Annotated in this window: 13 protein-coding genes and 1 pseudogene; 8 read left to right on the forward strand and 6 right to left on the reverse strand. The window is 67.6% G+C overall.

All coding sequences use genetic code 11. The annotated features are described in order from the left end of the window. The first annotated feature begins 100 nt into the window (after window positions 1-100). The 3 genes from ACIBVN_RS09815 to ACIBVN_RS09825 all read left to right on the forward strand — a co-directional run bounded on the left by ACIBVN_RS09815 (window position 101) and on the right by ACIBVN_RS09825 (window position 3571). Window positions 101-1357, forward strand: a complete 1257-nt coding sequence (locus ACIBVN_RS09815; protein ID WP_397134550.1) for a glucarate dehydratase family protein — start codon at window positions 101-103, stop codon at window positions 1355-1357. After that, window positions 1354-2721: a hypothetical protein gene (locus tag ACIBVN_RS09820; RefSeq protein ID WP_397134552.1), complete on the forward strand. Its 1368-nt coding sequence runs from the start codon at window positions 1354-1356 to the stop codon at window positions 2719-2721. Before ACIBVN_RS09815 ends, ACIBVN_RS09820 begins: the two co-directional genes overlap by 4 nt. A gap of 352 nt (window positions 2722-3073) precedes the next feature. Next, window positions 3074-3571, forward strand: a complete 498-nt coding sequence (locus tag ACIBVN_RS09825; RefSeq protein WP_397134554.1) for a DUF402 domain-containing protein — start codon at window positions 3074-3076, stop codon at window positions 3569-3571. A gap of 211 nt (window positions 3572-3782) precedes the next feature. Here ACIBVN_RS09825 and ACIBVN_RS09830 read toward each other — a convergent pair whose 3' ends face one another. Continuing rightward, complete coding sequence (locus tag ACIBVN_RS09830; protein WP_397134556.1) at window positions 3783-4424, reverse strand: response regulator; 642 nt, start codon at window positions 4422-4424, stop codon at window positions 3783-3785. Then, window positions 4421-5617, reverse strand: coding sequence for a sensor histidine kinase (locus ACIBVN_RS09835; protein WP_397134558.1), 1197 nt, complete (start codon window positions 5615-5617; stop codon window positions 4421-4423). The genes ACIBVN_RS09830 and ACIBVN_RS09835 overlap by 4 nt, the downstream gene beginning before the upstream one ends. A 113-nt stretch (window positions 5618-5730) precedes the next feature. Between ACIBVN_RS09835 and ACIBVN_RS09840 the strand changes: the two are divergent. From ACIBVN_RS09840 to ACIBVN_RS09850, 3 genes and pseudogenes are all read left to right on the forward strand, one after another. Continuing rightward, window positions 5731-6384: pseudogene (locus tag ACIBVN_RS09840) on the forward strand (ABC transporter ATP-binding protein); the annotation flags it as partial. A gap of 62 nt (window positions 6385-6446) precedes the next feature. After that, window positions 6447-7211 (forward strand): ABC transporter permease subunit, encoded by a 765-nt coding sequence (locus tag ACIBVN_RS09845; protein WP_397134560.1) that lies wholly within the window; start codon window positions 6447-6449, stop codon window positions 7209-7211. A 452-nt stretch (window positions 7212-7663) separates the two neighbouring features. Then, window positions 7664-8440 (forward strand): ABC transporter permease subunit, encoded by a 777-nt coding sequence (locus ACIBVN_RS09850; RefSeq protein WP_397134562.1) that lies wholly within the window; start codon window positions 7664-7666, stop codon window positions 8438-8440. Window positions 8441-8701: 261 nt separating this feature from the next. Here ACIBVN_RS09850 and ACIBVN_RS09855 read toward each other — a convergent pair whose 3' ends face one another. The 3 genes from ACIBVN_RS09855 to ACIBVN_RS09865 all read right to left on the reverse strand — a co-directional run bounded on the left by ACIBVN_RS09855 (window position 8702) and on the right by ACIBVN_RS09865 (window position 12360). Next, window positions 8702-10387 (reverse strand): ribonuclease J, encoded by a 1686-nt coding sequence (locus ACIBVN_RS09855; RefSeq protein WP_397134564.1) that lies wholly within the window; start codon window positions 10385-10387, stop codon window positions 8702-8704. 54 nt (window positions 10388-10441) lie between these two features. After that, window positions 10442-11359 (reverse strand): 4-hydroxy-tetrahydrodipicolinate synthase, encoded by a 918-nt coding sequence (gene dapA / locus ACIBVN_RS09860; RefSeq protein ID WP_397134566.1) that lies wholly within the window; start codon window positions 11357-11359, stop codon window positions 10442-10444. A 554-nt stretch (window positions 11360-11913) separates the two neighbouring features. Then, window positions 11914-12360, reverse strand: a complete 447-nt coding sequence (locus ACIBVN_RS09865; RefSeq protein ID WP_397134568.1) for a GNAT family N-acetyltransferase — start codon at window positions 12358-12360, stop codon at window positions 11914-11916. 783 nt (window positions 12361-13143) lie between these two features. Here ACIBVN_RS09865 and ACIBVN_RS09870 point away from each other — a divergent pair. Together ACIBVN_RS09870 and ACIBVN_RS09875 are read left to right on the forward strand one after the other, a co-directional pair. After that, window positions 13144-13860, forward strand: coding sequence for a GntR family transcriptional regulator (locus ACIBVN_RS09870; RefSeq protein ID WP_397134570.1), 717 nt, complete (start codon window positions 13144-13146; stop codon window positions 13858-13860). An 886-nt stretch (window positions 13861-14746) separates the two neighbouring features. After that, window positions 14747-15949: an MFS transporter gene (locus tag ACIBVN_RS09875; protein WP_397134572.1), complete on the forward strand. Its 1203-nt coding sequence runs from the start codon at window positions 14747-14749 to the stop codon at window positions 15947-15949. A gap of 232 nt (window positions 15950-16181) precedes the next feature. Here ACIBVN_RS09875 and ACIBVN_RS09880 read toward each other — a convergent pair whose 3' ends face one another. Next, complete coding sequence (locus tag ACIBVN_RS09880) at window positions 16182-18908, reverse strand: AAA family ATPase (RefSeq protein WP_397134573.1); 2727 nt, start codon at window positions 18906-18908, stop codon at window positions 16182-16184. Window positions 18909-18911 lie beyond the last annotated feature (3 nt).

Genomic DNA, 18911 nt, shown 5'->3' on the forward strand with positions numbered 1-18911 from the left:
AGGCCCTTCCGAGCTTGACACTTCTTCAGCCTGATTCTTACAGTTGCGGCAACTTGTCCACAAATCTGGCTATTGTTCACATATCTGGACGGCGAGCTAAATGATCATCAGGCAGATCCACGTCACTCCTGTCGCCTTCCGGGATCCGCCCCTCCTGAACGCCGCCGGAGTCCACGAGCCGTGGGCCCTCCGCACCATTGTCGAGGTCGTCACGGACGAGGGTCTGACCGGGTTGGGCGAGACCTACGGAGACCTCGATCATCTGGGCAAGGTACGCGAGTGCGCGCAGGCCCTGATCGGTCTCGACGTGCACGCCACGAACACGATGTACGCCCGGATCAGCGCGATAATCGGCGAGACGGTGGGCGACCTGCACGGATTGACCGGCGCCGCCACCAAGGAGAAGAGTATCGACAGGGTCTTCTCCCCCTTTGAGGTGGCTTGCCTCGACATTCGCGGCAAGGCGGCCGGAGTGCCGGTATCGGACCTCCTGGGCGGTCGCGTCAGGGACGCGGTGCCGTACAGCGCCTACCTCTTCTACAAGTGGGCGGGTCACCCCGGCGAGGAGCCCGACCGGTTCGGCGCGGCCCTGGACGAAGCGGGCATTGTCGAGCAAGCGGCCCTCCTCATCAAGGAATACGGCTTCCAGTCCATCAAGCTCAAAGGCGGCGTCCTCCCCCCGGACCGGGAAATAGCCGCGATCCGTGCCCTCCACGAGGCGTTCCCCGGAGTGCCGCTCCGCCTGGACCCGAACGCCGCATGGACGGTCGAGACCTCGATCCGCGTGGGCCAGGAACTCGAAGGAACCCTCCAGTACCTGGAGGACCCCACTCCCGATATTTCCGGCATGGCGGAGGTGGCCGCCGCCGTCCCCATGCCCCTCGCCACGAACATGTGCGTGGTCACCCACGAACACCTCCCTCCCGCCATCGCATCCCGCGCGATCGGCGTGCTCCTCCTGGACCACCACTACTGGGGCGGACTCGTACGTTCCGCCCACGTCGCCACCCTGTGCGACACGTTCGGCCTGGCGCTGTCCATGCACTCCAACTCCCACCTCGGGATCAGCCTGGCCGCCATGACCCATCTCGCCGCCGCCACCCCGAACCTCACGTTCGCCTGCGACACGCACACTCCCTGGCAGGACGGTCAGGACGTGGTCGCGCCCGGCGCCCTGCGCTTCGAGCACGGCGCCGTCCCCGTGCCCACCGGCCCCGGCCTCGGCGTCGAACTCGACCGCGACGCGCTGGCCGTCATGAACGAGCAGTACGAGAAGTGCGGGATCTCCGCCCGCGACGACACGAGCTACATGCAACGTTTCGAGCCCACCTTTTCCGCGAGGAGACCGCGCTGGTGAACGTGGCCTATGTCTACCCCTGGGACATCGTCGGCGACCCTTCGGCCCCGGACCGCCTGGCCGGGCTGGGCGTGGACGCGGTGGCGCTGGCAGCGAGCTACCACTCCACGAGAGCCGCCACGCCCTATCACCCGTCCCATCGTGTGCTGGACGTTCCCTACCCGGCCTTCTACCTCCCGATCCGCCCGTCGTCCTGGTCCCGCCTGGTCCCCGCGGCCCCCACCTGGACCGCGGAGGACGCCTACCTCCAGGCCAGGGACGCACTGAAGGCGGTAGGCCTCCAGGTGCACGCCTGGACCGTCCTCACCCACAACTCCCACCTGGGCACGGCCAACCCTGACCTGGTCGTACGCAACGCCTTCGGCGACCCGTACCCGTACGCGCTCTGCCCGGCTCACGAGGACGTGCTCGCCTACTGCGAGCGCCTGGTCCAGGAGATCCTCGCGGTAGGCGAGCCGGACGGCCTCATCCTGGAAGCCTGCGGCCCGATGGGCTTCGGCCACCAGAGCGTGCACGAGAAGACCTCCGGCGCGGACTGGACGCCCGCCGACGCCGACCTGCTCTCACTGTGCTTCTGCTCGTCCTGCGCCGACCGCTACCCGCCGACCACCAGAGACAGAGTCCGCGCCGCCATAGACCGCGCCCTGCCCTCGGGCCAAACCACAACATCCACTTCACACACCAGCACCACGCACCCCCACACCACGGCCGGCACCACCGCAGACACCGCGACCGGCACAGCAGCAGACGCCACTGCCGGCACCACAGCGGACACCACTGCCGGCGCAGCAGCGCACACCACGGCCAGCGGCACGGCCGGTACTTGGGCCGGCAGCACGGCAAGCGGCACGCCCGGCACTTGGGCCGAAAACACGGCAGGCGGCACGCCGGGCACCCACCTCCTCACCATCGATCAGGCCCTCGGCGAGCTGACCGACGAAGTGCGAGCCATCCGCGTGGAACTGTCCGCCTCCCTACGCCGACGCCTGATCGCGGTGGCCAGAAGAACCGCCCCAAACGTCCCCATCACCCTGCACGCCAACCCGGACCCCTGGGCGGCAGGCGCCTTCGCCGCACTCCCTTCAGGCGAACCGGAAGCGGACGTCCTGGTGGCCAACTGCTGGGGCGACCCTGCCACAGACGCCACCCGCCTCGCCCAGCTCAAGAACCTGTCCACCGCCGGCCAGCGAATAGGCGCCTACGTCCTCGCCCTGCCGCCTCGCCCCGCCGACGCCACGGTCCTGGCCGACCAACTCAGCACGTACGCCAAGGCAGGGGCAACCGAGTTCCACCTGTACCACGCGGGCCTTGCCTCCCCCCAACGCCTGTCAGCCCTCTCCGAGGCCCTCCGCCACCACACCTAACCCAACGCAATACGCCAGCGCCACCCGGTGCCGGGCCCAACCACAGCCCGGCACCTCCCGCATCGGCCAGGTGGGAAGCCACAGCCCGGCACCTGTGCATCGGCCAGGTGGCGTGCCACAGCCCAGCACCTCCGGCATCCACCAGGTGGGCGGCCACACCCAGGCACCTCCGGCATCCACCAAGTGGGCGGCCACAGCCCGGCACCTCCGGCATCGGCCAGGTGGCGGCCATGGTGACCAGAACAGATGCGGCGGCGGGCCCCGGCGGCCGACCTGAGCACCCTGCCGTCGGCCAAGCCGCCATCGCCCCCGCTTCGCGTGAGAGCTCTCAAGCACGGATAAGTTTCCACATGTGACCGATGTGCGAATCGTGTACCGAAAGTACGGCGGAGCATTGCACTGGAACCACCCCGGCCGGCTGCTGGGTGAGGACGAGCACGGAGTTTGGGTGGACGTGCCCGGCGGAACAGTCGCCCGCAAGGGCGACGGCCCACCCATCACATGGGAGGCCACCGCGATCATGCTCTTCCCCCGCGACGCCTGGTGGACAGCTTCCTTCAACTCACCACCACACCGAAGCGAAATCTATGTCGACGTCACCACCGTCCCGGAGTGGAGAGATGGCGAGGTGACGATGCTGGATCTCGACCTCGACGTCATCAGAATGCGGGACGGACGCCTCATCCTCGACGACGAAGACGAGTTCGCCGAACATCAAGCCCTCCTTGGCTACACACCCGAACTGATCACCAAAGCGGAAGCCACCGCCCATTGGCTGATGGACGCGGTAGGCCACAGGAAGGAACCCTTCGGCAGCGCACACCTCGAGTGGCTAGCAATGACAAGCTGAACAGCTCGGCTAATGGCAATTCAGCAACCCACAAACACAGCACCACAGCGGCAAAATCACATCAACAGCTACCACCTGCCAACGGTCCCGACAATCCGGAAATCCATTCAACAAAATTAGACACCCAAACCTAATTCCAGCCCCACGCCAGAACTCAGATAACACCGACACCGACACCATTAAACTGCAGGTGTCGGCAATTCCGCATTAATCAGCCTGCAGCAGAAACCAATCCACTCTCATAAGCCGCAATAACAAGCTGCGCCCGATCCCGAGCCTCCAACTTGGCCAACAACCGCGTGATATGAGTCTTCACTGTAGCCAAGCTCACCTGCAGATGCTCTGCGATCTGCCCATTGGACAACCCTCGCGCGATCAGCATCAACACCTCTCGCTCCCGCTCCGTAACGCCCTCCAAACCCTTCACCCGAGGCAGGACAGGCGTGCGCGTAAACTCCTCAATCAGCCTGCGCGTAACCGTAGGAGCCAGCAATGCCTCCCCACCCGCCACCACCCGAATAGCGGCAAGCAAATCCGCCGGCGGCGTATCCTTCAACAAGAACCCGCTAGCCCCAGCCCGAAGCGCATCATAAACATAAGCATCAAGATCAAACATTGTCACAACAAGAACCCGCGAAACATCCTTAATCCTCCGCGTAGCCTCAATCCCATCCATTTCCGGCATCCTTACGTCCATAAGCACCACATCCGCCCGCTCCTCCAATGCCACCGAAACGGCCTCCGCACCGGTGGCCGCCTCCCCCACCACAGTCAGATCAGGCTCCGAGTCGACCAGCACTCTGAAGCTCCCCCTGAGCAGCGCCTGATCGTCGGCAATAACCACTCGGATCACGAGACCTCCTCATAAGGCAGCCGGACGAACACCCGAAACCCTCGCCCAGGAAGCCTCCCGGCTTCGAACACCCCGCCGTACATCGCTGCCCGCTCGCGCATCCCAATCAGGCCGTTCCCGGTGCCCACGGACGGCAACGTACGCCTTCCAGGCCCGTCATCCACCACCTCGATCCGTACATTCTTGCCATCAGCGACCACGGAGACCCGGCAACGGGCAGGCGCGGCATGTTTGGCCACGTTGGTGAGCGCTTCCTGCACGATGCGATAAACCGACAACTCCACACCTTCAGGCAGCCGTCCTCGCTCCCCGACGTCCCTCTCTCGGCCTTCTCCGCCGGCCTCGATCCGCACTTCGAGGTCGACCTCGACGCCCGCCAGCCGAGCCTGCTCAACCAACCCGTCGATCCCCGCCAGACCGGGTGCGGGTACGAGGTCGGGCTCGGACGTGGACCTCAGCACACCGAGCAGATGGCGCATTTCGACCAGCGTGCTCCTGCTCGCTGTCTCGATCACGCGCAGCGCGTCATGCGCCTCGTCTGGCCTGGTCGCCAGCACGTGATTGGCCACCCCGGCTTTCACCGCGATCAAGCCGACGCTGTGCGTCACCACGTCGTGCAATTCGCGAGCGATCCGTAACCGCTCCTCCGCTACCGCCTGCGCCGCCAGCCGCTCGGCGTCACGGGCCGCGTAGAGCCTCCGCTCGTGCACCGCTCGGCCTACTGTCCATGCGCCGCCCAGCGCCGCGATGCCCAAGAGCGGAACGTCGAGATGTACCATCCATCCCGGCGCGCTGCCCCTCGGCACCCCTGCTACAGCGAGGGCGAAGACCGTGACCAGACTCAACGCTCCGATGGCCGAGGTCGGGACCGCGACGCCGCGCCTGTTCGAGAAGGCGACGATATAGAGCGCGTACGCGGGCGCGAGGTAGGCGAACGCCACAGCGTCGACCAGTGCGGCAAGGACACCGAGCACCAGCGTGAAGCAGAAGACGGGCAGGGGCCACAGCCTTCGCAGGGCCAGTGGCAGCCCCAGCCCGAGAGGGATGGCGATCCTCATCCAGGGCGGCAGAGCGGTGGCGTTCACCGACGCCGTGAATGATATGAACGCGAAGCACATCCCCGCCGCCAGATCGAGCATGACGAGCTGACGACGGCTCAGCCGCCGGGCGAAGAAGGGATGCGTGTCGTCCACGCGTCGAACCGTAGCCGCTTCAGCGGCACCCGCACGTCAACCCAGGGTCTGACCTTGAGATTCGAACCGTGGTCCGACGCGCCGGCACCCCGCCGTCCAGCATCCTTTACGCCATGATCGAGCTCCAGCACCTCACGAAGCGCTACGGCGACACGCTCGCCGTGGACGATCTGTCGTTCAAGGTCGAGCCGGGCCACGTGACCGGCTTCCTCGGCCCCAACGGCGCCGGCAAATCCACCACCATGCGCCTGATCCTCGGCCTCGATGCCCCGACCTCGGGCCAAGCGCTGGTCAACGGCCGCCGCTACACCTCGCTCAGCAAGCCGATGCACGAGGTGGGCGCGCTCCTCGACGCAAGCGCCGTCCACGGCGGCCGCAGCGCCTACAACCACCTGCTCTCCCTGGCCCGCACCAACGACATCGGCCCCATGCGGGTGGCGGAGGTGCTCGAGCAAGTCGGGCTGGCAGGGGTGGCGCGCAAGCGGGTGGGCGGGTTCTCGCTCGGCATGAAACAGCGGCTGGGCATCGCCTCGGCGCTGCTCGGCGATCCAGGCGTGCTGATGTTCGACGAGCCGGTGAACGGCCTGGACCCCGACGGCGTTCGCTGGATCCGCGACCTCATGCGTTCGCTGGCCGCAGAAGGCCGGACGGTCCTGCTCTCCAGCCACCTGATGAGCGAGATGGCCCTCACGGCCGAGCGCATCGTCATCGTCGGCCGCGGCAAGCTGATCGCCGAAGCCACCGTCAGAGAGCTGACCGCGCGCTACCCCTCACTCGAAGACGCCTACATGGCCATGACCGCTGACAGCGTGCAGTACGGAGCCGTCCGATGAAGGCAGTCATCTCCTCCGAATGGCTGAAGCTACGGTCTGTAACCTCCACCTATCACACGCTGGGAACGGCGACCCTGACGGTGCTTCTCGGTGTGGCGTGGACCTTCTATGTGAGCGGCCTGGCCGACGAGCGGGGGTCACTACGTGCTGCGGCCCCTGAGCAGGGCTTCCTCCCGCTCATCCAGATCAGCCTGGCGGTGCTCGGCGTGCTCACGATCACTTCGGAGTACGCCACGGGGTCGATCCGCACCAGCCTGACCGCCATCCCGAAACGGGGCACATTACTCTTGGCGAAGGCCGGGATCGTCGGCCTGACCACGTTCATAGCCGCCAACACGATCCTTCTGGTCACCTATTCGACGAGCCGCCTGATAGCAAACGGTCACGAGCTGGGCTTCAACGACACTTCGTTCACCGACGACCTCGTGACGCTGCTCGCCTCCGGCCTTTCGGTGACCGCACTGGCACTGGTGGGTCTCGGCCTCGGCACCGCCCTCCGCTCAACGGCAGGAGCGATCGTCTCGGTCGTGGCGCTGCTGTTCGTACTCCCGGGCGTGGTCAATTACCTGCCTCCGCCCTGGAACACCCGCGTGGCCACGCTACTTCTGCCGAACCTCGTCCCCCAAATGGCGGGGCAGCGCCTCTCCTCGCGCCTGGGTGACGGCTTCCTGCCTCCCTGGGCCGCAGTCGCCATACTCGGCGCTTACCCGCTCATCGCCCTCGCCATCGGCCACTATCAGCTCAGCCGAAGAGACGCATGAGCGCTCACAAGCCTCGCCGCCTGCCACCGATGGCCGAAATTCGACGGCGCCACAGACCCTAACGCCACAGAACCCGGCGCCGCTGACCCAGCACTGCTGACCCTGGCACCGCTGACCCGGCACCTGTGGCCCTAGCGTCGCTGACCCCGGCATCAGTGGCCCCGGCGTCACTGACCTCGGCATCACTGACCCCGGCATCAGTGGCCCCGGCGTCACTGACCCCGGCGTGACCCTGGCGTCACTGGAACGGACATCCACGCGAGGGTCCCCATCCCTCATCGAAGGAACGAATGCGCGGCCCCGGCGGCGCGCCAACGCCAGCGCAGCCCAGCCCATGGGAACGGGCGGAACCTCGAGCATCGTTCCGCTACACGAACGGACATCCGCATGAACATCCCCATCCCCGCAACGAGTACCCACATTCGCGATCTCTGCTCCGAACGGACGCGACCATGAGCGTTCTCTCCTCGGAATGGCTTAAGGTCCGCTCTGTCCGCTCGACATATCTGATCCTCGGCCTCAGCCTCGGCGCGGTCCTCCTGGGGCTCGCACTCGCCGTAATGGCCGCTCACATGTACGACAGCGCTCCAGCTGCCAAACGGCCAAGCGCCCGGATCGCGGACCTGGAGGAAGTGGTCGTGATCGTGCCTCAGCTGTGCATGGGCATTCTGGGCACGCTCGCCATCACCTCCGAATACGTGACCGGCTTGATCAGGACGAGCTTGGCCATCGTCCCCCGCCGGTGGCCCATACTGGCCGCCAAATCCACGGTCGTGGGCACATTGGGCCTGTTCGTCGGCTCGGTGACGGTTTTCGGCACCTACTTCGTCACCCGATGGATTCTCGGAGATCGCTTCTCCGGCGCGTACTCCAGTGCCTTCCTGGACAAGCTGCCGCTCCTGACCACCCTCAGCTTCACCGTGCCCACGTTCGCACTACTCGGCCTGGGTCTGGGGGCGCTCTTGCGCTCCACCGCCGCAGCGACCGCCATCATGGTCGGTCTCGTGTACGTGATCCCCATGATCATCGGCAACATCCCGGAGCCATGGAGTGATCGTCTCGGCTCGCTGATGATTGGCGCACTTCCCCGCGAAATCACCGGCGACATCATCACCACGTCGGTATTTGGCTACCTCTTGCCGCCCGCAGTGGCCATCGTGGTCCTCATCGCCTACGCGGCACTTCCCCTGGCGGCCGCAGGCTGGCTGGTACGCCGAAGGGACGCCTGAGAGATCCATGTCACCCCGACCCATTGACGCCCGCCCAACAGGCCGACGACACCAACTGCCCCCATGCCAGCCCCCACTCACAAGGCCGAGGACAACAAGTGAGCCACTGGCCAACACCCGCGCACAGGTCGAGAACACCAAATCGCTCACCCCGCCGGCACCCGACCGGAGAAACAGCTGGCCGGTCGGGTGGGCGGCGCACGGCTGCGCCCCCCAGGGGTACGGCAGGCGAGACGTCGTCCTGCCGTACCACCCGGAGACTCAGACCTCGAGCACCACGGGGATGATCATGGGTCGGCGACGGTAGGTGTCGCTGACCCAGCGCCCCACCGTGCGGCGGACCACCCGGCGGATCTCCTGCATGTCAACCACCCCCTCCGCGGCCTTCTCCTCGAGGGCACGCTCGATCTGCGGGATGAACTCCTCGAACTGGAGGGGATCAATGCCGGAACCACGCGCATGGATCTCGGGGCCCGCGGTCAGCTTGCCCGTGTTGGAGTCGACCACGACGACCACGGAGATGAACCCCTCGTCGCCGAGGATCCTGCGGTCCTTCAACGAGGTGTCGGTGATCTCGCCGACGGACGAGCCGTCGACGTAGACGTACCCGGCGTGAACCGCACCGACGATCTTCGCCCGGCCGTCGACCAGGTCCACCACGACCCCGTCCTCGGCGATCACGATGTGGTCCTCGGGCACGCCGGTGAGAGCGGCCAGCTTGGCGTGTGCGCGCAGGTGGCGCCATTCGCCGTGTACGGGCATGAAGTTCGACGGGCGGGTCAGGTTCAGCACGTACAGGAGCTCGCCGGCGGCAGCGTGGCCGGAGACGTGCACCTTGGCGTTGCCCTTGTGTACGACGCGGGCGCCCCACCTGGTCAGCCCGTTGATCACCTTGTTGACCGCAGTCTCGTTCCCTGGCACCAGCGACGAGGCCAGGAGCACGGTGTCGCCTTCGGCGATGCGGATCGGGTGATCGCGGTTGGCCATCCTGGACAGCGCCGCCATGGGCTCGCCCTGGGAGCCGGTGCAGATCAGCACCACGTCCTCCGGTGGCCACGCCTCGATGTCGCGCGAGTCGACGATCAGCTCTGGCGGCACCTTGAGATACCCCAGGTCGCGGGCCACGCCCATGTTGCGCACCATCGAACGGCCGACCAGCGCGACCTTGCGACCGTGCTTGGCGGCAGCGTCCATCACCTGCTGGATGCGGTGTACGTGCGAGGCGAAGCTCGCGACGATGACCCGCTGCTCGGAGGTGCGGATCACTTCATCGATGACCGGCCCGATCTCGCGCTCGCTGGTGACGAATCCTGGCACCTCGGCGTTGGTCGAGTCGGACATGAGCAGGTCGACACCCTCGGTGCCGAGCCTGGCGAAGCCGCCCAGGTCGGTGAGACGGCCGTCGCTCGGCAGCTGGTCCATGCGGAAGTCGCCGGTGTGCAGGACTATGCCCGCAGGCGTCCTGATGGCGACGGCCAGCGCGTCGGGAATCGAGTGGTTGACCGCGAGGAACTCGCAGTCGAACGGCCCGAAGGTGTGCCGTTCGCCCTCGACGACCTCGATTTTGGTTGGCTGGATCCTGTGCTCGGTGAGCTTGGCCTCAATCAGCGCAAGCGTGAGCTTGGACCCGATGAGCGGGATATCGCGCCGCTCGCGCAGCAGGTACGGCACCGCCCCGATGTGGTCTTCGTGCGCGTGCGTCAACACCACGGCTTCGACGTCGTCGAGCCGGTCCCTGATGTATTCGAAGTCGGGCAGGATGAGGTCGACGCCTGGCTGATCGGGCTCGGGGAACAACACCCCGCAGTCGACCACCAGCAGGCGACCGTCGTATTCGAAGACGGCCATGTTCCTGCCGATCTCCCCCAACCCGCCGAGCGCGACGATGCGCAAGCCGCCCTCGGGCAGCGCCGGCGGGGGGCCAAGCTCAGGATGCGGATGACTCATGCCTGGCCCCCATGGTCAGATCGTGTTCTCAAAACTCCCGGTTCCTCCCCGTTCCTATGCGTCTGTCAACTTCACCCCGCCGGCTACCAGGCAAGCACGCAGCTCGGCGATTTGCTTCTCTGTCGCGTCCACGAGCGGCAGCCGTACCGGCCCTGCCGGGACGCCCACCATGCTCAGCGCCGCCTTCGCCATGATCGCGCCACCCGCGCGCAGCATGATCCCGTCTACCACGGGGGCCACCTGGCTGTGAACGGCCAGGGCCTGGGCGACGTCGCCGTTCTTGTGCAGATGGATCATGCGCGCCAGCTCGGCGCCTACCACGTGTCCGACGACGCTGACGAACCCGGCTGCACCGAGGGAGAGCCAGGCGAGATTGAGCAGGTCGTCGCCGGAGTAGAAGGCGAGATCGGTCGCACCCATCACCTGGCTGGCGGCGAACAGATCGCCCTTCGCGTCCTTTACGGCCACGATGCGTTCGTGCTGCGCCAGCCGGATCAGAGTCTCAGTCTTGATCGGCAAGCCACTGCGCCCCGGAATGTCGTACAGCATCACCGGAAGGCCGGTCGCATCGGCAACAGCGGTGAAGTGCTGGTACAGCCCCTCTTGCGGAGGCTTGTTGTAATAAGGCGTCACCACCAGCAGGCCGTGCGCGCCGGCACGTGCCGCCTGCTTGGCGAGCTCGACACTGTGGCGGGTGTCGTTGGTGCCCGCCCCTGCCACCACGGTCGCCCGATCGCCGACCGTATCGAGGACGGTGCTGACGATACGCTGCTTCTCCTCATCCGTGGTGGTAGGCGACTCACCAGTCGTCCCATTGACGATCAAGCCGTCGTTGTGCTGCTCGTCCACCAGATAGGTGGCAAGACGTCGCACAGCCACATAATCGACCCCGCCGTCGGGGGTGAACGGCGTGACCATCGCGGTCAGCATGCGGCCGAAGGGCGCGTCTGTGGTTCCAGTTGGCGATGCCATAGTGCGAACGCTACCTGGATTCAGAAATTCCTTGGACGCCGCCACCCCGCTTTGCCTGCCTGGAGGCACCTTTTGCCCCATTTCACGGGCGTCTCGGAGACTTCCCTCAAGACGGCACCCCTCTCACCCACAAACCTACCGACGCCGCGGAGGGTTTCGTACAGATCAAGCCCATACCCAACGGATTCCCGGCCAAAAGAGCCGCTCGTCCCGCAGCACCCGGCCAGCCACAGCGGACGCCAACGCCCAGCTTCCACCGCCGGAACCCCGGCGAGCATCGGAAGCAGCCCTCCACTGTGCTGCACCTGTCAGGCCGACGTGGGCATTTTGTCTGGTCGCCCCCTCCGCCTGCCGTCGCAGACACTGTGCAAAGCATCACAACCGGCGCATCCCACCTCGCCGCCGTGGACGCCGGACGCGGGCATCGAAGCCGCTGCGGCTGCCGGCCACACCTATGTGGGCGCCGTAGCCACTGCGCTCGGCGGGACTTCGAAGGGCGGACCTGCCAACGCACACGAGATGCCGCATATCCCGCGGACGTTGGCGAGAAGTTCCTACTGCGGCAGTTCGATCTGGTATCGGATGAAGCCTCGATTCTCGGCCACTTTGTCGTACAAGCTGCGTGCCGTGGTGTTGGACTCGTGCGTGTTCCAGTACACGCGGGAGCAGCCGCGTTCACGGGCCCAGTCGGTCACGGCCTCGATCAATGCGCGGGCCACGCCTCTACCTCGGGCCTCGGGAGCGGTGAACAGGTCCTGGAGGTAGCACACGTCGGTGTCGGGAGCCGAGGTGTTCGCGTGGGCGAAGAAGTGGGTGATGCCAACGAGTTTGCCGTCCAGCTTCGCGCCGAAGGCGTGGACGCGAGTGCCCGCTAGGAACTCCTGCCATGCGCGGTGGTACATCTCGTCCGGCTCGACTCGCTGGTAGAAGTCGATGTACGCGCGGAACAAGCCCTCCCAAGCGTCTCGGTCGGAGGGAAGGAGCTTGCCGATGTCGATCAATGAAGTTTCCTCTTGCTCGTTGCGCCTGAATGAGCACCGGTGGGGTGTGGTGTGGCTCGGCGACTCAGGTAGCTGTCCCGATGTGTGGTCGATGCCACAACTTAGGAGAAAGTGGCTCTCCGGAGTACGGCCACTCTGCGGCCGTATCGGGGGACCACTGGCGCGCGGCCCTCTGCCGACCAGACTCGGGTCGGGTAGTCGGGCAATGGCAGCCCGACCCGACAGCGAGCCCAAGCGGACAACGCACCAGCGGGCCAGAACGGGCAGCCGGCCAGAACGGGCAGCGGGCCAGAGAGGATAGCGGGCCCGGCCGGACAAGGAGCGAGGACCGACAGCGAGCGCGAGCGGTCAGCGGGCGCGACGCGCCACGCGCCACCGCCCGCGAGTGGGACAGAGAGCAGACGAGGGGCGCGGCCCGACAGCGGGCCCGGGCGGGCGGCGGCATCTCGGCGAGCCAGAGGTGTCGAGGCCGGGCGATTGCTTCGCAGGGCTCGCCGTACCCGATCAAGAACCGCCATCCGACCAGGCCACACAGGCAGCGCGCGTACCACCGCAGCCCCAAACCGCCCACATTGGAAGAGGTCGCCGATATGTGCTCGGGGGTACACACATCGACGACCTCTATCGGAGAATCGGCACCCCTTACACCGGTGTTACAGGGTTTCGCCGATAATTTTCCGCCATCGCAAAGTTGGGGCTCCAACGCCCATCGATGACGGTCGGTTACCTGCCGAATACGGCAACATGGGGCAACGCCTCACACGAACCCCCAGGGATGGACTAGTGGCCACCTCAGATCCGGTCTACCTGCGTGTCGTCGAAGACATTCGGCGGCAGATCACCGACGGCGCCCTTCCCCCCGGCGCGCCGATCCCATCGCGGGCGCAGCTGACTCGTAAGTACCAGGTCGGCGAGACCGCAGCCCGGCACGCGCTACGCGTGCTCGCGGGCGAAGGCCTCATCATCGGCCGCGTGGGCTCGGGTCATTACGTCAGAGAACGCCCCGACCTGACATCGCTCTACCGATGGCGCTTTCTCGATCATCCTGCCCCGTTCGCGGCCGATCTGCAGTCTCAGGGCAGACGCGTGACGTGGGACTGGCATAGCGAGCCGACGGAAGCAGGACCCGACATCGCCAGGCGCCTGCGCCTCAGCGAGTCGACCACGCTGACCAAGACGCACTTCATCTTTCGTGGCGAGGGCAGACCGCTGCAGCTCGCCACCTCGTACGAGCCACTGGAGTTCGCCCCCCATTCGGAGGAGGAGCGGCGGAGCCTGGTGGCGAGGATGTACGCACACGGCGTAAAGGTCACCGAGGTCGTCGAGAGCGTGCACACCCGCGTTCCCCGCCCGGCGGAGAGTGATGCCCTTGATCTGGCGGCCGGCGTCCACGTGCTGCACGTCGAACGCACCCACTGGGCCGGCGACCGCCCCGTCGAAACGAGCGACATCGTCATCCCGGGTGACCGTTTCAGAGTCACGTACAGCATGCCCGTCTAGCTGTTGGTATGGGCGAGACAAGCTCGATGATCTTGTGAATGGGTGAGGGCCTTCGGTTCGGTGTGGATTGTGATATCTGCACGCCAACCAGAAAGGCCCTCGGCCCCACCGTGACGCGCCGCTGACCGAACTCGGGCGTCTGTGCCTGGCCCCGCTGTGTCGTGGGTGAAGGCTGGCCATTGCGGCCTGCCGCCGAACGATTCCAGGCTGCCGTGACCACCGCTCGGCCCCGCCGCTGACCCCGACGACGAACAGGTCTTCGCCCGGCTGCACACGTACGACATGCTGCAGCGCCCGCAGGGCGATGACACTGACGCTCGGCCGGGCACCGGTCGTGACGAGATCAAGGGGCGGTGGAGGCTTCGCTCAGAGCGGCAGTTCGGCGGTGATGTAGTCGGCCGCGGCACCCGTACAGCCGGCCGACATCGCCCAGGAAGCCCAGACCTGCTGTCCAAGCGTCACAGCAGTGGACAGCTCTGAACAACCCTCGGGGTCACGCCGGACACGGTCTCTTCCAGAAGCCTCTACCTGGTGTGCGGGCCCGAGGCCAGGCTCCCGCTGCTGAACCTGAGTGGGTGATGTCGGGGCCGCTCGTCTTACGGCTTTCCGGCTGGGGCCGATAGTTCCGCAGGGCGTGGGCCGGCCGACGCTGAGAGGGAGCCCGCCACCAGGGGCCGCTGCACCGGGGTCGCACGGGAAACGTGGTGCGCGCCGGCAGCACAAGGCGGCGCACACCCGTACGAACTCCTCGCACTCTTGGTGGCATAGTGGGGCCTCGGTTCCGCGCGGTCCGGCATCGGGCCACACCGCGTGCGGTGCGGTATCCGGGCGACCACACGCCGCGGCGGGAAGTGCCGTACCCCGTGACTCGATTGGAGAGCGACGGATGCCGAGTGGACTTGTCGCGCTGGCACTCGGCGGTTTCGGCATCGGTCTGACCGAGTTTTTGATCGCCGGGCTGCTGCCGCAGGTGGCGTCGAGTTTAGCGGTGTCCGAGGCGGCAGCGGGCTGGCTGATCTCCGGGTACGCGTTGAGCGTCGCGATCGGCGCGATCGCGCTGACCGCGGCGACGGCGCGGCTGCCCCGTAAGGGGATCCTGGTCGGCCTGGTGGCGTTGTTCGTCATCGGCAACCTGTTGTCCGCTCTCGCACCGAACTATCCGGTGATGCTGCTCGGGCGGATCGTCGCGGCGTTGTGTCACGGTTCGTTCTTCGGCATCGGCTCGCTGGTCGCTCGCAGCCTCGTCGCGCCGGAGAAGAAGTCCCGCGCGGTGGCGATCATGTTCGCCGGGCTGACGGTTGCCAACGTGCTGGGCGTGCCGTTCGGCGCGCTGGTCGGTGAACACTGGGGCTGGAGGGCGGCCTTCTGGGCAGTCACCGGAATCGGCGTGCTCGCGCTGGTGGGAATCGTCGCTCTCGTCCCCGGCTGGGCGGGAGAGACGCGGCCGCCGACAGTGACGGGCCGTTCCGATCCGGTACCGCCCAGCGGCTTGCGTGAGCAGTTCCGTGCGTTCCGGTCTTGGCAGGTCTGGCTGACTCTGACGGCCACCGCGCTCGGCTATGGCGGGATGTTCGGTGCGTTCAGCTACATCGCCTACACCTTCACCGAGGTCAGCGGCTTCTCCTCAGCGGATGTCGCCTGGTTGCTGATGGTGTACGGCGTCGGTCTGGTCGTCGGGAACCTGATCGGCGGGCGAGCGGCCGACCGTGACCGTGACCGCGCCCTGGTCTTCGCCCTGCTCGGACTCACCATCACCCTCGCCTTGTTCGGCCTGCTGGCCGGCAACGCCACCGCGTCGGTGATACTGGTGTTTCTGATGGGGCTGTTCGGGTTTGCCAGCGTGCCGGGCATGATCACTCGCGTCACCGACTTCGCCCATGGGGCGGCGCTGGCCGCCAGCGCCAACGTGTCCGCGTCCAACATCGGCAACGCCCTTGGGGCCTGGCTCGGGGGCCTGGCCATCACCGCGGGCCTCGGCTATGCCGCGCCGCTCTACGTCGGCGCAGGCATCGCCCTGACCTCCGTCATCGTCATGGTCGTTGCCGCACATCCAGCCAGGTCACTCGCGCGGGCTGACCGATCCAGTTGACTGCTCCCCTGTCTTAAGGCGGGGATTGCCGGCTCACACTGCCTGGCCTGGGGGATTCGGCTCCGCTTCGACATCGGCGGCGATACCCCCTACACCGTGAAGAGCCGGGGCCGTCGCGGCGGCGATGGACGCGCCGCTGCGGGTGCGCGGCACGAGGTGGTCGACGCCTTCTCCGCTGGGAGTGGTCGCCCATCGAGCGTTCACAGATCCCGTACGAGTGGGCATGCCTTCGTCAATCGAGGTCGAGGTCGCGGAGTTCGGCGCGCGTGGAGATCCCGAGTTTGGGGAACGCCCGGTACAGGTGCGAGCCCACCGTCCGCGGGCTGAGGTGCATCCGGTCACCGATCTCGCGGTTGCTCAGCCCTTTCGCGGCGAGCCTGGACACTTCCAGTTCCTGCGGGCTGAGCAGGGCGGCGACCGCCCGGCCCGCGCGGGGCCGGGCGCCACCGGCCGCACGGAACCGGGCGAGGGCACGCCGTGCCCAAGGCTCCGCCCCGAGCGCCTCGAAGGTCTCGCTCGCAGCCCTGAGCGTCGTCCGGGCCTCGGTCCTGCGGTGGTTGCGGTGCAGCCACTCGCCGTACAGGAGTTCGATCCGGGCTCGGTCGAAGAGGCGCTGATCGAGGCCACTGCTCGCCAGCGCGCTCCGGTAGTGCCACTCGGCGTGGGCGTCGTCCGAGAGCATCGCGTGGGAGAGATGCATCCTGCTCAGGGCCACCGGTCCGCGGACACCGGCACTCTGAGATTCCACGGCCTCGACGATCCGCCGGGCCGGCTCCGGGTCCCCGGCGTGCACGGCGGCCTCGACCAGGTCGGGGAGCATCGCGAGAGCGACGAAGTCATTGGATTGAGGTGAACCCCGTTCGAACAGGCGCATCAACTCTGCGAGCGCCTCCGCCGACGCCCCTTCCCCCAGTGCCAGCAGCCCCAGCGCGCCGGTCGCCGTCGCAGCGGCGACGCGCTCGCGCAGCGGGAAGGCGATCTCCAGTGCCTGCCGGGCATACCTGCGGCAGGCCGCGGCCTCGCCGCGCACGGCGGCGAACCGCGCCGACTGGGCGAGGAAGTTGGCCGTCCAGCCCCGCTGGCCGGTCTCGTAGCTGAAGCGGAGACCTTCCTCGGCATGCGCGGTCCCCTCTGCCCAGCGCCCGAGCCGGAACTCGATGTCGGCATGATAGAACAGCACCTCGGTCAGCAGCGCGGCAGAGCCCTCGGTGCGGACCCGGCGGCCAGTGGCTTCGACGAGCCGGAGGGCCTGGTGGCCGTCCGGCCCCATCCAGCCGATCACGGTCGCCCACATCCACTGCCGCTCATCACCCCCGCCTCGGCCCCGAGGCATGGTGCCTGGCAGTTCCCACAGCTCGGCCCCGGTGATGACGCCCTCGAAGCCGCCGAGGATGCCTTCGGCGGCGCGGAGCGTCGCCGGTGAGCAGTCGAGATCGGTGATGCGCCGGGTCGCCAGCAGCGACGCTTCCATGTCGCCGGCGTGCAACGCCGCTCCGGCCGCGAGCAGGAGGGTCCAGGCGGCCTCCTCGGGCTCGGTGGACGCCATGAGCTCGGCGCACCGCATCAGGTGTGAGTAGGCGATCGCGGGGTCCCCGCCGTACAACTCGATGATCCCGTTGAGCTGGGCCAGGGTCACGGCGGGCACGGGCTCGGCCATGACTTGATCGACGAGCGTCCTGGCCAGGCCTGGCCGGCCCGCGTCCAGTGCCACGAAGGCGGCGGTCACCGTCCTCTGGCGGCGGTCGGCGGGCGACTCGCTGAGCCGCGCGGCATGCCGCAGGACGGAGATCGCCGCCGCCGCGCCGCCGCGCCGCCGGGCGGCGTCGGCGCTGCGCTCCAGCGCGGCGGCGATCTTCTCGTCCGGTGCGGTCGTGGCCACGGCGCGGTGCCAGATCGCCTGGTCGTCCCGTCCGGTCGCGGTCAGGTGGGCGGCGATGGCCAGATGCGCGGCGCGGCGGTGGTCGAAAGGCGCGTCCGCGTAAACGGCGGAGCGGATCAGCGGGTGCCGGAAGCGTATCTTGATCCCGTTGAGTTGCACCAGTCCCGCCCGCTCGGCCGGGCCGAAAGCGTCGGCCGGCAGGCCCAGCCGGGCGACGGCCCCGAGAACGGTGCCGGCGTCCCCGGTCTCCTCGGCGGCGGCCACCAGCAGTGCCGCACGACCGTCCGCCGACAGCGCGTCAACCTGGCGCAGGAACGCCGCGCGCACTCTGGTGCTCACGGGCAGGGTTCCCGTCATGGCGAGGTCGGGCATGGCGCGATCGGGTTCGTCGAGCCGGGCCAGTTCGATCAGGGCGAGCGGATTGCCGCCGGTGGCCGTGAAGAGGGCGTCGCGCTGGCGGACAGGCAGCGTCCAGCCGTGCTCCTCGAGCAGCAGCGCGGCATCTTCCGGGGGCAGCCCGTGCAGCACGAGTTCGGTCAGTCCGGCCGTGTTGACCGGCAGCTGCTCGGGTTCACGTACGGCGAGCAGCATCGCGAGAGGCTCGCCTGCCAGCCGGCGAGCGGCGAACAGCAGGGCGGCCGCGGAGGCGTGGTCCAGCCACTGCACGTCGTCGACGATGACCAACAGAGCGCGGTCCGCCGCCACCGCCGCGAGCAGCGTGAGCACCGCCGCCGAGACCAGGAAGTCCGGGACCGAGAAGTCCGGGGCCGCGGAGTCAGTGAGGCCCAGCGCGCCGCGCAGCGCCTCGGCCTGCGCGCCGGGCAGCGCGCCAAGGTGATGGAGCACCGGCCGCAACAGTCCGAGCAGCCCGCTGAACGCGTGTTCGACCTCGGACTCGACGCCGGCGCACGCGAGCACATGCATGGGCTCGGAGGTCTCCGCGCTCTTGGCGGCATGGCGCAGCAGCGCACTCTTGCCGATACCCGCTTCGCCGCGCAGGACCAGCGCCCCGCTGCGTCCGCCTCGCGCGTCAGCGAGCAGCCGGGCGATGGTCTCTCGTTCCCGGTGCCGGCCGTGCATCGC

Source organism: Nonomuraea sp. NPDC049400, from assembly GCF_044466425.1.
Classification (GTDB): Bacteria; Actinomycetota; Actinomycetes; order Streptosporangiales; family Streptosporangiaceae; genus Nonomuraea.